This window comes from Streptomyces sp. NPDC027962, from assembly GCF_055566095.1.
The window spans coordinates 18,505-32,872 of sequence record NZ_JBVHTA010000020.1 but is presented as its reverse complement, the minus strand read 5'-3'; the positions used below and the strand labels follow the sequence as shown (position 1 = coordinate 32,872).

Genomic DNA, 14,368 nt, shown 5'->3' with positions numbered 1-14,368 from the left:
CGGGGGCCGTCGCATGTCTGTGGTTGTCGCGGCGAGCATATGCCCGCCAACCCGCCGGAAATCCAGCCCGATTGGGAGAAGTCACCCGTGCGGGTGACGGTGGGCGGGTAGGAGGTGGGGTGGGGTCGGGTGGGTCTTTCCCCGGTCCTTTCAAGAAGTTCTTTAAGTCCTTTGCATCGTGCGCCGCCGCGCCGCGGAGGACCGGGTCGCGGGAATCCGCGACCCGGTGACGACGCTCACGGCCGCAGCACGATATCCGCCCAAACCGTCTTGCGTGGCGCACGCCCTGGCGTCACCCCCCAGTCGTCCGCAAGCGCCTCCACGATCAGCAACCCGCGCCCGGACTCGGAGGATTGGCCGGGTTCAGCCGGCTTTCTCGGCAGGCGTTCGTTGCGGGTGTCGGTGACCTCGACCCGAAGCCGTCTGCCCTCGTCCAACACGGCCAGGTCGAGCCGGAAGTCCCGCCCCGGCACGCGGCCATGGGAGGCGGCGTTGGCGGAGAGCTCGGCGACGACCTGGACCGCCGACTCCGATTCGAGCCCCCAGCTGGAGAGTTGCGCCGCCGTCAGCAGCCGGGCGAGGCGCGCGCCCCGACGAGTGGGGGAGAGCTGGACGGTGAACTTCCGTGCGGGAGCGGAAGATTCGGTTCGAGTGATGTGCGGATTCACATCACTCAGCGTGGCCGTCATGCATCTACGCTGAACAGTAGTGACGTGCGTACGGACAGCGACTGTCCGACGGTTGTCCCGGCCTGTCCACCGGGTACGCCGTCGAGCGGAGCGGAAACGGATTTCGTATGACAGCTGAGGTCAGTAAGAACTGCACGGCGGACGAGCCGGACCGGGACATCGACCCGGAGGACGACTCGGGCGCGGTGATCGCGGCGGTCGGCCGGCAGATCCGCCTCTGGCGTGAGGCGGCCGGTATGCGCGCGACCGAACTGGGCGCGGCGATCGGCTACGGCGAGAACCAGATCTACAAGGTCGAGACCGGTAAGCGCATCCCGAAGCCGGAGTTCTTGGACAGGGCGGACGAGGCCCTGGGCGCGGGCGGGAAACTCGCCGCGATGAAGAAGGACGTGGCGGAGGCCCGATACCCGAAGAAGGTCCGGGACCTGGCAAGGCTGGAGGCGGACGCGGTCGAACTCGGCGCATACGACAACCACAACGTGAACGGGCTGCTCCAGACCGAGGAGTACGCCCGTGCGCTGTACGAGATGCGACGACCCTCGTTCAGCCCCGACCAGGTGGACCGCTATGTGGCGGGCCGGATGGCACGACAGGACATCTTCGAGCGGCAGCCGCTGACCACGCTGACGTTCGTCCAGGAGGAGGTGACGATCAAGCGCCCGCTCGGCGGCAGAACGGTGGCCCGGCGTCAGCTCGAACACCTTCTGGAGATCGGCCAGTTGCGGAACGTCGAGATCCAGGTGATGCCGACGGACCGCGAGGATCACGCGGGGATGGGCGGACCGCTCCAGCTCCTCAAGTTCGAAGACGGTACTGCGGTGGCACACTGGGAGGGCCAGTTGTCCAGCCGTCTGATCTCCGACCCCAAAGAGGTTCGGGTCGTCGAGCTGCGATACGGAATCATCCGGGCGCAGGCTCTCACTCCACGGGAGTCGCTGGCCTTCATCGAGAAAGCCCTTGGAGAATCATGACCGGCAAGACGTCAGGCGCTGACGACTCCACGCTGAGGTGGGTCAAGAGCAGCTACAGCAGCAACGACGGCCCCGCGTGCGTCGAGGTCGCGGCCGCCGGCGCCACGATGCACGTCCGCGACTCCAAGAACCTCCCGGGCCCCCGCCTCGGCTTCACGCCCGACGCCTGGACGGACTTCGTGACGTACGCGTCCGAAGGCTGAAAGAGGGCCAGCAGCGGAGATCAGTGCCCCCTGACACCTCGGTTGGTCACGTGAGCTGGAAGAAAAGCGTGTCCTGGGTATACCAGTCGACGTTTCTTGTCGCGCTCTCCCACTCGTCGTGCTCGAAGTCGAGCTTGTTGATGAGCTCTTGGACGTCGTACCGGAAGTCCGGGTTCATGCGGTCGAGCACGGCGCGGTAGGCGTCAGCGGCGGGCTTCGTCTTGGCCAGCGGCAGGTGCCCGATGGCCGGATAGCCGTCCATCGAGTGCGGTATGTGCGGGAAGTCGTCTGGGAGCCCGCCATAGAGGTAGCCGTGCGGCAACAGGTCGGCAGGCACACCGAGTCGCCGCATTTCCTCGTCCATCAGGCTGAAGAACGTACTGGGCTTGGAGTAGGTGCCCAGCTGGTACGGGTCGGACGCGTTGCGGTCGATAATGTGCTGAAGCGCCGCATGGTAAGCGTTGCCGGCGCACTCCGCGTCCGAGTCGATGCGTCCGGCGATGAGATGCGCGAGGGCTTCCGGGATGGACAGGCCCCAGTCGACACCTTGGTGATCGAGACTATCTTGATGCGCTTGGGTGTACTTGCGTATCCCGTCGAGGCAGCGACGCTGGTCCGCCGTGAGGTCGCCGTTGCTGCCCAGGTAGGCCAGGACGTCCGCCTTGTCCGCGGTCGAGTACGTGATGTTGTGACTCATGATGACCATCATGCCGAGTGGCACTGACATCCGGTGTTTCGTGAGACGGAGTTGAACCGACCGGCCGCGAGAACCTTCGCCAACCTGCACACAGAGCACCACCGTTCACCGTCCGTCGGCGAAGCTGTACCGGATCTGCCGCCGCGGCACTGCGTAGCCTGAGTACTCACTTTTTACGTTGGGAAATCGCCGCACCAGTTGCGCGCAATGAGAACGGCCGGCAGGTACTCGGACTCGACCTCGACGGGGATGCCGGCGTCGTGGGCGAGGCAGGCCATGGCGAGGGGGGCAAGGGCGACGAGGCCCGTGATCTGGAAGGCTCGATCCACTCCACTCCAGTACTGCTTATGCAGTTTGAGCGCCATGGCGAGCGCCCGGTTGAAGCCGTCGTTGTCCTTTCGGATGAAGCGGTGGAACATCTCCATCGGCGGGTACAGCAGCTTGCCCACCGTTTCCGAGTCGGCGACCATCTCCGGGTTGGTAGCGTCGACCGCGGCCACCAGCTTCGGCACAAGGTCCTGGCCGCCGAGCCAGTAGGTCTGGAGGGTGTCGATCCAGGCGTAGTCGTACTCCCCGAAGCGCGAGCCGTTCTCCCGCAGCAAGGGCAAGGGGACTCGGCACAGGGCCGCGATCCTGTCCTTCTCCCGGCACACCACCGCGAGGTAGAAGGAAGTGAGCCAGGACCCCGGGTGCACGTACCATTGCGGGCCTGTGGCCCGAAGCGTGCGGTCCTTGTGCGCGATACGACACTGCACACGCTCCTCGGAAGTGGTCGCCGAGACAAACAGCGCGGAGCCGACCTGCATTGCGTTCACCCAGGCTTCCCACGTGGGGAAGATCGCTGCCCTAGGGTCCATCAGGCAGTGCGCCTCGGCCAGGGTGAGCGTGGTATCCAGGGCATCGCTCAGATTGGCGGAGCCCGCCTCCAGACCGTCGATCAGCTCCTGCGCGTTCTCCTGAAGGGCTGCGAGGCTTTCTTTCGCGTTCCCTGTGGGAAAGGGGTGGCGGGGGACGGTCGAGACCACCGTTTCTCCTTGGCTAGCAGACGCTCACAGCGCCGTTCGCTTTCATCAGGTAGGAAACTCGCCAACCCAGGCGCGATTTAGCAACTCGCGGGGCAGGTATTCCGACTCGATCTCGATCGGGAATCCGGCATCGTAGGCAAGGCAAGCGATGGCCAGCGGGCCGATTGCAAGGTAGCCCTCGACGCTGATCTCCCTTTCTTCTGTGGCCCTCCAGTAGGCCTTATGCAGCTCCAGAGATTCGAGGAGGGCCTGGTTGAAGGCGGCGTGATCTTTACGCAGAAAGCGGTGGAAGAGGTTGATCGGCTGATAGAGGACCTTCTCTACGAGATCAGGATCTGCCACACGGAGTGACTCGGGGTAGGAACTCTCGATAGCGGCGACCAGCTTCTCCACCAGGCCGGGGCGCTCGAGCCAGTAGCACTGGAGTACGTCGATCCAGTTGTAGACGAAGTCGTCGTACTCTGTTCCCGAGTTGCGCAGCACATCAAGGTCGACCTCACAGAGCTGGGTCATGCGGGTCTGATCACGGCAAATGATGGCCAGCCAGAAGGCGGTGATCCAGTTGGCGGGCTTGGTGTGCAGCCGGGGGCCAGTCGCTGGAATCGTGTGCATCTCGTCTGCGATGCGGCACTCGACGGTCCCCTGGGTTTGGTCGGCGACCGCAAACATCGCCGAACCCACCTGCATCGCTGTGACGACAGCCTCCCAGGTGCGGAGACCGGACGCGTCGGGATCTACGGCCAGCCGGGAATTGACATGGAGCATTGCCTTGTCGAGAGCCCCGTCGAGCATGTCAGGCGACTGCTCCAGGTACGAAAGCGTCTTTCCGAGGCTGTCGCTCATGGCCTGGGCGTAACCCTCGTCGTCAGGCCCTGGGGCGCCGTGGCGGGTGACTCGCAGCGTCACAGATTATCCCCGATCTCATCAATCTTTCGGATGTCGAACTTCTCCATCACGTAACCATCGTATCGCGCCCCGTCTGACTTGCCCTTGACCAGGATGTAATCGAGCTTGCCTTCCTTAAGCGCGGCCTCAAGCTCATCCGCCAGGGCGCCCTCGCTGGGGTATTGACGGCTCCGGCTCTGCATCATGCGCAGGATGTCGAAGAAGTATTCCCTCGAGCCCTGCATGGCGCGCCCACCTCCCGGAAGCTGACGAGGTTTCAACGGCGTCCGCACGTTTGATTTTGCCTCGACAACTATGAATCTTCCGTCCTCGCGGCGGTAGACCTGGTCGAACTGATCGTTTCCGTTTCTGGGGCCGTGCAGTGTCTCCTTCGCAACGATGTCATCGTAGTGCTCCGGAATAACTTGATGCTCGGCGACCGCTTCTCCGTACGCTTCTGAGGCCTTGGTCTGTGCATGTGCCGCCGAGCGGTACTCGTACGTAGTGTCAAGTCGTGCTGGATCACCGTCGGGAAGGCCGGAATGCATGTTCCTGTGCCGCTCACTGGCCAGGGCATAGTCGATCAAACTTCGGCGACGTGCGGCAGCCGAATCGAGAAGCTCAAGCGTCTCCTCGTCACGCACGTTCTTACGATTTCGGCTGACGCCTTCCCCGTTGAAGTACTTTTCCGGGATTGGCGGCGGGGCATCGGTTGCGGCGATCCAGGGATGGTTCGGTGTTGGTCTGATCACGTGGGGCGGTGCAAAGCCGCTTTCATCGAATATCGATGTCCTGAGTCGGCGGCCGTCGCTGGTGTAGTACTTCTCGAAGTACCCGGGCTCGTAGTTGGCACGGTATACCTGGATTTCGCGGATCTGATCGTCCGTGAGGGAACCCCGAGGACCGTAAGGGCTGTCGCCCTGCCGCATAAAACTGGGAGGCTCTGGGACCTGGGCCGGACGCGGCCCGTTGGGCAGCGGCCCACCAGTCGGGCCGTCTGGGCCACGCGGCACAAGGACATCGCTCGTTTGCACCACATCGTCCGCACCGCCCGTGCCTGGGGCCCCCACTTGCCTGAACCCGTTGCCATGGTCCGCAGCAGAGCCGCCCGGGAGGTCGCGGCCGCCGCTGCCCATGGACGGGGTGTCGGCGTGGCCGCCGACGCCGCCCGTGGGAGTGCTGTCGCCTATGCGGCCTGCACCGCCGCCAAGCCTGTTGTCCAGGCTGTTCGTCGGCATGTTGTCGCCCGCCCCGCCGCCAGGTGTGCGGTCCGGGAACGGTCCCGAGCCCGGGGCGTCGTCGCCGAGGCGGATGCCGTCGCCCAGGTCCCCGCCGAGGCGTGCGGCGTCGTCGCCCGCGCCCACGAGCGCAGGCTGCCGAACCGGCGGGACGGGGGAGGTGACGTCCGCACCGGTGGGCGGGGTGGTGGACTTGGGGGCGTCGTCGGCGTGTTGGAGGAGGGTGCCGTCCGGGGCCAGGAGGTGGCCCTCGGGGGAGAAGAAGGCGTCAGCGCCCGCGCGGACCGTACCCGGCGGCAGTGCTGTTGTGCCTCCCGGCACCTTGATCGTGCCCTCGGGCACCGCCACCGAGCCGGCCGGGACCTCCCCGCGCCTCGGGAGCTGGACCATGCCGTCGCCGAGGTCGACCGCGCCCGCCGGGATGGGGGTGCCCTCGGGGAGCCTGACGGTGCGCGCCGGGACGGCGAACGCACCGTCAGGCATCGCCGCGCCCTCGGGCAGATGCAGCGTGCCGTCGGGCATCTTGTACGCGCCCGGCGGCAAGGTGATCGCACCCTCGGGGAGAGGCGGGATCTCGATCCTGCCGCTGCCTCTGAGGCCGGCCATCACATCGCCGAGCTTCGTCAGGCCCGCACCGGCGCCCTTGAAGACGTACGTCATCGGGTCGACGGCGCGGCTCACCTTGCCCGCAACCGACAGGGCCTTGGCCACCGCACCGGCCTTGCCTGCGGTCGCCGCCGCGCCGCCCGCGCCGCCGGTGAAGACGGTCGTCACCACGTTGAACGTGACGGCGCCGGCCGCCCGGCCCGGGTGAGCCTCCCAGTCGTCCCAGGCCAGCAGAGCCTTGCCGGTTTCCTTCAGGGCCATACGCGACCCCGCCATCCACTCGGGCAGTTCGTCTTCGGAGCGGGACAGGTACCACTTGTTCGTCAGGGGACTGGAGGCCAGGGCGAAGCCTGTGACCAGCTTGCCGAGCCCGGTCCAGGCCTGCCCGGCGGCGTCCCAGCCGTTGAAGCCGGCCAGCGTGCCCAGGCCCACGATCGTGCCCCACACGCCGTCAACGAAGAAGCCGGTGAAGAAGTCGCCAACGTGCTCCCAGACCTGCCAGCCGGGCGTGGACTCTTCCACCGCGTCGCCCCACGGCAGGCTCTTGGCCTGCTTGAGGGCATCGGCGTCGTAGCCGTACATGCCCTCCTTGCCGGAGCCGTCGTTCTTCTTCAGCGGGGTGCCGCCGACGAGGGCGACGATCTTGGTGTGGCAGGCCGTCTCCACGTCCTGGAACGCGGCCCACACCTCGGCGACCTTGTTGCGGCGCGCCAGGTTCTCGTCGATCAGGTCGCCGTCCTCGCGCCACTCGTCGTCGTCCGCGACCTTGGAGCGGAACGCCGTCGCCTCATCCCGGAGCGCGTTGAGCTGCTTCACCAGCGGCTCGGCGTCCTGGGCGTAGGTCCGCAGCGCTCCCGCGATGACGGACAGGTCGGACCCGAGGAGCTGAGCCGTGGACTTGACCGGTTCGGTGACGGAGAAGAGCTGCTCCGCCTCGGGTGCCTCGTAGTACGCGCGCAGCCCGCCGAAGGTGGTGTGGACGTCGCCGGCAGCGGTGGGGATTTTCGTGCTCGCGCCGGACAGTGACTTCACCCGCAGGTCCAGCTCGGCGAAGTCGCCGGTGAATTGCGGGATCTCGTAGGGGTCGACCGGATTGTTGCCGCTCACCGCTGGTTCCCCCCGGTGTCGCGCACCAGCAGGTCCAGACGTACCTGGCGTGCCGCGTCCTGGGCCTCCTTGGCGGCGTCCAGGTCCCCCTCGACGTACTCGCCGGTGGCTTTCGCAGCGCCCAGAACGGCTGCCTGGATCCGGTCCGCCATTCCCCCTTCAAACTTTCCGACCGCTTCTCCGCGTACTGGGAGAGCGCCGCGGCGACCGGTCCGAGGGCCTTCTGGTGTTCCACCAGCGGCACGGGCTGCGGGCCTGGTGCCAACGGGCCCACGCGGGTCGGATACACTGACGAGCCGGGCACTGCCGTGCCTGCGGCCTGCGCGGCCGCAGTCAGGTCGGCGATCATCGAGGTCAGAACCTTCTCCAGGCTCCCGGCTCGCTCGCCGGTGAGCTGCAATTGGCCCTGTACGCCCTGCGGTTTGATGTCCCACGCCGTCATGGATGCCCCCTGTCCCCATTCGAACGGCCGCTGCTCCGCACGCCACGACACCCCGCCGGATCGTTTCTCCGGCGGGGGCGGGCGGTGACGGAGCGGCTCAGCCGATGCCGTCGACCGCTGCCTTCGCCCGCGCCAGCGTCTGCTGAGCGGTCGCGTCGTTCTTCTCCAGCGTCGTCTTCAGCAGCCGGATGATGGTCTGCACCTCCTGCGAGGTGCTGTACCAGCGCAGCTCCTTGCCGTGGTACTCATCGGCCACGCCGTCCGCCGCGAAGTCCTTCATCGCGTTCTTCACCTGCGCGTCGCGCGCCGCCATCACCAACTCCAGCTGCGCGATGACCGCCTGGATGTTGCCCTGCGCCTCGTTCGACGCGCCCATGTCGTACGACCGACGGTCGTTACCGGCACCAGCCATCAGATTCACTCCCCGTGAGTTCCGGACACTTCTGCCATCCCAGCCCAGGTCAGCGACGGCCCGAGAACCGCGCCGCGTCGAAGTTCGCCGCCGACATCTGGGTCCGCGCGTTGTCGCCCTGTTCCTGGTCGCCGGTGCCGAACGCAGCATCCATGCCCGACTGGCCGCCGAGAATCGCCGCCAGCGAAGCGTTCAGGTCTGCCGTGATCTCGTCCGCGCGGGACTTGAACAGGTCGAACGCCGCCTTGCCCGCGCCGTTGAACTTGCCCTCCAGCGGCGCGGCCGCCTGGATCAGCTGACGGATCAGTACTCCGAGGTCCCGGCTCGAGCCATGCGACTGCGACGTCAGGTCCGACAACGTCTGTGCGCCCATGTCGAACTTCATCGAACTCCCCCGTTCGTTCAGATGGTCATACAAGCGCTCCTGTCTACCAACTCCGCCGTCACGGATGCAATCTGCATTCGCGACACTCCGAGTCGGAGTCGACAATGTCACGCTACGAACGGTCAATTTCGGTCCGGGCAGGCCTGTTTGGCGCGACTCTGCCACCACATGGGCGCGGCCTACTCGCCCTTGAGGTGGCGCACCAGTCGCTCGAAGTCCCGCCACCCCGACAGGTCGGACGGATCTCCTGGCAGCGCGTAGTACATGGCAGGTCGCGTCTTCGGCCCGAGCTGCACAGGCGGCACGGTCAGGGGCGTGCGGCGGGCGCGGTCGCCAGGCATTTGCCGAACCTCCTCCGCGCCCAGCACGAAGGCCACCGGGACTCCCGGCCCCTCGAACCGAGGCGGTACCGCCAGATCGCGGCGGGCTTTGCGCAGTTGAACGAGCAACGACTGGAGGTTGTGGTGCGCTGTGAGCACCTCGGCCGCCTTCGGCAGAGCGTCCACTGGTGGCTCCTCGCCGGGCCCGTAACCGAACGCCAGCGTCACCTCCTCCTCAACGCCCGCCTTGGTGCGGTTGATGCGGACCGTGGCCAGGCCGGGCCGGTCCGGGGTGCCGACGACGACGGCCCAGGTCGGCTCGGGCGCTCTGTCGTAGGCGACATCGGTGAGCCGACGGGGTGACCAGGGGACGCCGGCGGGCTCCGCGGTGCCCCACCCGGCCGGGGATTCGCCGGTGAGTGAGCGCCAGACCGATTCCACGGCACCGCCGAGCACCAACCGCTCGTCCGCCGGGTGGATCGTCCGGAAGGTGAGGGCCAGCTGGCGCTCACCGGTGTCCGATACCTCCTTGAAGGCCGCTGCCACCGGAGTCCCCGAGTCTTCGGCGCTTCCGTCGGGTACCAGGACCGCGTCGACCGGCGCGAACATGCCGTTCTGCCAGCGCAGTACCGCTCCGGTCCGGCCGTCGTAGTAGCCGTCCCGCTCGTCCTGAACGACCCAGCGCGACGGCTGTCCCGGCAGCGCGTTGCGCACGGCAGGGGAGAGCATGGTGCCCGCCGGGCTGACGATCTGCAGGCCCAGGCCGGCGGCCCCCGCGGCACGGAACGCGTCGGAAAGCCAGGCCGTCATGGCGATCACCGGACGGTCCTGGATCACGACGGCGACCTTGTCGGTCAGGACATCGACGGCAGGTGGTGACGCCGCGGGCACGGGCGCGGCACTCACGCCGCCCGTCTCCACCACGGCGACCGATCGCGCGAGCGCAGGGGGCCAGGCCGAGCCGCCTAGCAGCGTGGTCAGCCGGGCCGCGAAGGTGCCCGCGAGCCGTTCCGCCTCCTGGACGCCGGTGGTGGCGCGGGCCTCCGTCCACCAGTACGGAACGGGCGGCGGCGTGGCTCCCAGCAGCCGCTCGGCCTCTCCGGCGACCTCGAGGAGCATCGGCGTCTCCACGGAGACGAGCGGCCGCCCTTCCGGGTTGCAGAGCTGTACGACGGCGCCCTCTCCCTGCGTGCCCAGCAGTTTGTCGGGGCCTCCGGAAAACAGGCCGGCAAGCACGCTCGAAGGGTCCGGCATGCGTTCGGTGAGGGCGATGACGTCCTTGGTCATGTGGTCGTCCGGCTCCAGGTCGTGGGGTGTCGTCCGGTCGGGGCCGCTTCGGTCCGGTCCGGCATCGTCGGGTCGGTGTGCCCCGCACACCTGGCGCAGTCAGGTGGCCGACGCATCACCGGGGTGTGTGCACGGTCTGGATCAGGCGGGACGGCTGTCCCCTGCGGATGAACACACCGCGCCCCGCGGGCTGCTGGGACGCGTACACGCCGGGGAACAGCTGCCCCTCGCTGCGGTCGCCCGCCATCAGGACCGCCGACGCCCCCGATTCGCGCAGGCCCTGCACCAGCGGCTCGTACATCCCCCGCGACGCGCCCGCGACCCGGCGCGTCAGTACGAAGTGCAGGCCGATGTCGACCGCGGACGGGATGTACGGCAGGAACGGGCTGAGCGGCGACTGCCCGGCCGTCGTCAGCACGTCGTAGTCGTCGACGAGGACCACGATCCGCGGGCCGCTGCCCCAGCTGCCCGGCTCGAGATCCTCCAGGCGGGCGTTCTCGTCGGGCAGCCGCTTCTCCAGTTCGGTGGCGATCCCCGCGGAGAGACCCGCGCACAGCTTGGCGTTGTACGCGTAGCCGCCGTTGAACTCCTCGGCGATCGCGCCGCGCAGGCTGCGCCGCGGGTCCATGACGGCGAACACGAGATCGTCCGCGCCGTAGCGTTCGACCAGCCCACCGGCGATCGTCCTCAGCAGATTCGTCTTGCCGCACTCGCTGTCACCCATGACCAGCAGATGCTGGTCATGGCCGAACAGGTCGAGCAGTACGGGCGCGAGCGCCGTCTGGTCCAGGCCGATCGGCACGTTCCGCGGCTCGGCGGCCGGACCGGGCAGCAGGTGCGGCTCCAGGACGTGCGGCAGGACCCGTACCGGCTGGGCGATCTCGCCGCTCCAGGTGGCGCGGATCGAACGAGCGGTGCGTTCCAGGACCGTGCCGAGCTCCGAGACGTCCGAGAGGGAGTCGGCACGGGGCAGCGCGACCTGCGCGAACAGTTTGCTGTCGGTGAGCACCCGTCCGGGTTCGTCCGGCGAGAGGGTCTCGGCGAGCTTGCGGTCGATGCTGGACTCGCTCGGGTCGTTGAGGCGCAGCTCGACGCGGGTACCGAAACTCGACTGGGTGGCGATGCGGACGTCGTTCCAGCGGAGCATGCCCGCGACGACGTGGATGCCGTAGCCGCTGCCACGCTTGAGGATGTCCACCACGGCGTCGTCGAGTTCCTCGAAGTCGTCCCGCAGCGCGCCGAAGCCGTCGATGACGAGCACGATCTCGGCCGAGGCCAGCTCGGGCAGGCGGCCCGCCGCGTGCAGGGTGCGCAGCTGCTCGACGGAGTCGATGCCGTGCTCGCGGAAGATGGCTTCGCGCAGGACGAGCATGTTCCGCACCTCTTCGACGGTGCGTCCCGCGCGCTCGCGGTCGGCACGGCCCGCGATGCCCCCGACGTGCGGGAGGCCGGCCAGGGCCTGGAGCCCGCCGCCGACCAGATCGATGCCGTAGACGCCGACCTCCTGTGGTGTGTGGGTCAGGGCGAGTGAGAGGACGAGCGTGCGCAGCAGGGTCGTCTTGCCGGACTGCGGGCCGCCGATGACGGCGGCGTGTCCGCCTGCCATCGTGAGGTCGAAGTACCACTCGCCCTGCCATTGCTTCGTCGGGTCGTCGAGCAGTCCGATGGGCACCGCCAGCTGTCCACGCCGCTTCGAGAGCTGCATCCCCCGCCGACCGACCTCCAGCGGACCCGCCACCTTGTCCAGGGCGATGGCGCCGGGCAGCGGCGGCAGCCAGATCCGGCGCACCGGATCCGCGGCGCTTTCCAACTGCTCGACCACGACGCCCAACTCGGTCGGACCGGTCTCCCGACGCCGCACCGTCGGCTCCTGCGGGGCCGGGGCATCGGGCGCGCCCAGGGTGTTGTACGCCTCGTACTCCAGGGCGAGGGGGCCGGTCTCCTCCTCCTCGGTACTCCGCACGGGGCCGCGGTAGGCGCCGGAGACGTAGCCGGCCTTGAAGCGCTCGTAGTGGCTGGTGTCCACCTTGAGGTAACCGAAGCCGGGAAGCGGCGGCAGGTGGAAGGCGTCCACGGTGTCCAGGACCGTGCGGGACTCGTCGGCGGAGAACGTACGCAGGCCGAGCCGGTAGGCGAGGTAGGTGTCCAGCCCCTTGAGCTTGCCACCCTCGATGCGCTGGCTGGAGAGCAGCAGATGGACACCGACGGAGCGGCCGATCCTGCCGATGGACAGGAAAAGGTCGATGAAGTCCGGTTTGGCGGTGAGGAGTTCACCGAACTCGTCGATGACGACGAACAGGTGGGGGAGAGGCTCCAGATCGGGGCGCTTCGCGGCACGCAGCGCCGCGTAGTCCCCGATGTCCGCGACGTTGCCCGCGTCCTTCAGGACCTGCTGGCGGCGCTTGACCTCGCCCGCGAGCGAGGCATGGACACGTTCCACGAGCCCCGCCTGGTTCTCCAGGTTGGTGATGACGCCCGCCACATGCGGCAGGTCCGCGAAAGGCGCGAAGGTCGCCCCGCCCTTGTAGTCGACGAGGACGAGTGCGAGATCCTCCGGCGGATGAGTGGCCACCAGAGCGAGCACGAGGGTGCGCAACAGCTCCGACTTTCCGGAACCCGTCGCGCCGACGCACAAACCGTGCGGGCCCATACCGAGCTCGGACGACTCCTTCAGATCGAGGAGCACGGGCTCGTGGGAGTCGCTGATGCCGATGGGTACGCGCAGGAAGGCGCGTTCACCCCGCGGCGTCCACAGCTGCGACAGATCGAGCCGCGCCACATCCTCGATACCGAGCAGACCTGCGAAATCGACCGGCCCGGACAGCGGGGCATCGGTGAGGGACTCGGCCGAGAGCCGTAGCGGCGCCAGCATCCTGGCCAGGCCTTCCGCGAACGCGGTGCCCACCTCGTCCACCGTGCCGTGGGCGCTGATCGTTTCCTCTTCGCGCAGGTCCTCGATGACCACCTGGCAGCCGTCGACGGTGATCCGCACGCTGACGTGGCCCGGCTCCTGGATCCGCTCCTCAAGCAGGTGCAGGACGGTTGTGCCCATTTCACGCAGACCGACCGCGTCATCGGGACGCGGTAGTTCGACGGCATCCTCGCCGTGCCCGTCACTGACGACCAGCAGTCTGGACGTCATGGTCAGGGCGTCCTTGCCGGACAGACCGCGCCGCACCTCGGCGGCGTAGGAAGCGCGACGGCGCAGTTCCGGGCCGATCTGCCGGGCGAGCTGCGGCGCCGACGGGGCGATACGCCGGGCAGCCACCGGGCCGTCGAACTGATCGGAGTCGAGCAGATGCGGCATCCATTTCGCCCACTCCCACTCCTCGAGCCGGTCGCCGGGTACGGCGAGCGCAATACCCACGTCGTCGGGCGCGTGCATCGCGGCGGCCTGGACGATCAGGGCACGGGCGATGCGCAGGCAGTCCTCGCGGGGCCCGACGACACTGACGTTGCCGACGCGGTCGAGGGGGACGGTGAGCGGGAGTTCGGTGCCGGTACGGAACCGGGCGGTGAGCGCCGACGCCTCGTTGAGCATGAACCGATCGGGCGGAGTGAGAACGGAAGAGCCCTGCTCCGCGACCTTGAGATCACGAACGGTCATCTCACCGGTGCCGACCCGCACCCGCAGGAAGTCGCCGTCGCCTCGGCGGCGCTCCCACAGACGCGCCGGGTCGCGGACGATGTCGTACAGGGCGAGCGGCGGCGGATTGAGGATGTCGGCCCGCTCACGGCGCTCGCGCTCCTCGGCGGAGAACTCCTCACGCAGCTCCTCCAGATAGGCCAGATACGCCTCGCGCTGGGTGCGGCGGGTGCGCTGCGCCTTGCCGCGCTGCGAGAAGACCAGCACGGCAGAGCCGACGATCGTGACAACAAGGATGATCGCCCCCAGCACGGCGAACTGGCTGTTGCGCACGACCGTCATCATCACGACGGACGACATGACACCGGCGACGGGCAGCAGCGACATCGCGATGTTCCCCGCCTTCCCCTCGGGGAGGTTCGGCGGAGCCTCGATGGTGCGCGCAACGGAAGCGGCCGGGGGCCGCGTGGTCCGGGCCGGGCGGTGTATCAGTCGGGTGCTCATCGTCGTCGTCC

The 14,368-nt window shown here is 68.0% G+C and carries 12 protein-coding genes and 1 pseudogene; 2 read left to right on the top strand and 11 right to left on the bottom strand.

What is annotated here, in order from left to right:
- Positions 1-236: 236 nt before the first annotated feature.
- On the bottom strand, positions 237-689 hold the full coding sequence (locus tag ACZ4SA_RS19900) for an ATP-binding protein (protein WP_468276122.1): 453 nt from the start codon (positions 687-689) through the stop codon (positions 237-239).
- A 107-nt stretch (positions 690-796) separates the two neighbouring features.
- Between ACZ4SA_RS19900 and ACZ4SA_RS19895 the strand changes: the two genes are divergently transcribed.
- Positions 797-1,660, top strand: coding sequence for a helix-turn-helix domain-containing protein (locus ACZ4SA_RS19895; RefSeq protein WP_468276119.1), 864 nt, complete (start codon positions 797-799; stop codon positions 1,658-1,660).
- Complete coding sequence (locus tag ACZ4SA_RS19890; RefSeq protein WP_468276116.1) at positions 1,657-1,863, top strand: DUF397 domain-containing protein; 207 nt, start codon at positions 1,657-1,659, stop codon at positions 1,861-1,863. Before ACZ4SA_RS19895 ends, ACZ4SA_RS19890 begins: the two co-directional genes overlap by 4 nt.
- 46 nt (positions 1,864-1,909) lie before the next feature.
- Here ACZ4SA_RS19890 and ACZ4SA_RS19885 read toward each other — a convergent pair whose 3' ends face one another.
- The 10 genes and pseudogenes from ACZ4SA_RS19885 to eccCa all read right to left on the bottom strand — a co-directional run bounded on the left by ACZ4SA_RS19885 (position 1,910) and on the right by eccCa (position 14,357).
- Positions 1,910-2,560 (bottom strand): DUF7691 family protein, encoded by a 651-nt coding sequence (locus ACZ4SA_RS19885; protein WP_468276114.1) that lies wholly within the window; start codon positions 2,558-2,560, stop codon positions 1,910-1,912.
- A 173-nt stretch (positions 2,561-2,733) separates the two neighbouring features.
- Complete coding sequence (locus tag ACZ4SA_RS19880) at positions 2,734-3,585, bottom strand: immunity 49 family protein (RefSeq protein WP_468276111.1); 852 nt, start codon at positions 3,583-3,585, stop codon at positions 2,734-2,736.
- A gap of 45 nt (positions 3,586-3,630) precedes the next feature.
- A complete protein-coding gene (locus tag ACZ4SA_RS19875) occupies positions 3,631-4,428 on the bottom strand; it encodes an immunity 49 family protein (RefSeq protein ID WP_468276109.1) in 798 nt (265 codons plus the stop codon).
- A gap of 59 nt (positions 4,429-4,487) precedes the next feature.
- A complete protein-coding gene (locus tag ACZ4SA_RS19870; RefSeq protein WP_468276108.1) occupies positions 4,488-7,421 on the bottom strand; it encodes a hypothetical protein in 2,934 nt (977 codons plus the stop codon).
- On the bottom strand, positions 7,418-7,573 hold the full coding sequence (locus ACZ4SA_RS19865; protein ID WP_468276105.1) for a DUF6507 family protein: 156 nt from the start codon (positions 7,571-7,573) through the stop codon (positions 7,418-7,420). Before ACZ4SA_RS19865 ends, ACZ4SA_RS19870 begins: the two co-directional genes overlap by 4 nt.
- A gap of 65 nt (positions 7,574-7,638) precedes the next feature.
- Positions 7,639-7,863, bottom strand: a pseudogene (locus ACZ4SA_RS19860) (DUF6507 family protein); the annotation flags it as partial.
- 97 nt (positions 7,864-7,960) lie between these two features.
- Positions 7,961-8,275, bottom strand: coding sequence for a pore-forming ESAT-6 family protein (locus tag ACZ4SA_RS19855; RefSeq protein WP_468276103.1), 315 nt, complete (start codon positions 8,273-8,275; stop codon positions 7,961-7,963).
- 49 nt (positions 8,276-8,324) lie between these two features.
- Positions 8,325-8,660, bottom strand: a complete 336-nt coding sequence (locus ACZ4SA_RS19850; protein WP_468276101.1) for a hypothetical protein — start codon at positions 8,658-8,660, stop codon at positions 8,325-8,327.
- 179 nt (positions 8,661-8,839) lie between these two features.
- Entirely contained in the window at positions 8,840-10,267 is a 1,428-nt protein-coding gene (locus tag ACZ4SA_RS19845; RefSeq protein WP_468276098.1) for a DUF6177 family protein, read from the bottom strand.
- 115 nt (positions 10,268-10,382) lie between these two features.
- The gene (gene eccCa / locus ACZ4SA_RS19840; protein ID WP_468276095.1) at positions 10,383-14,357 is read right to left on the bottom strand and encodes a type VII secretion protein EccCa; all 3,975 of its coding nucleotides are present in this window, start codon (positions 14,355-14,357) and stop codon (positions 10,383-10,385) included.
- Positions 14,358-14,368 lie beyond the last annotated feature (11 nt).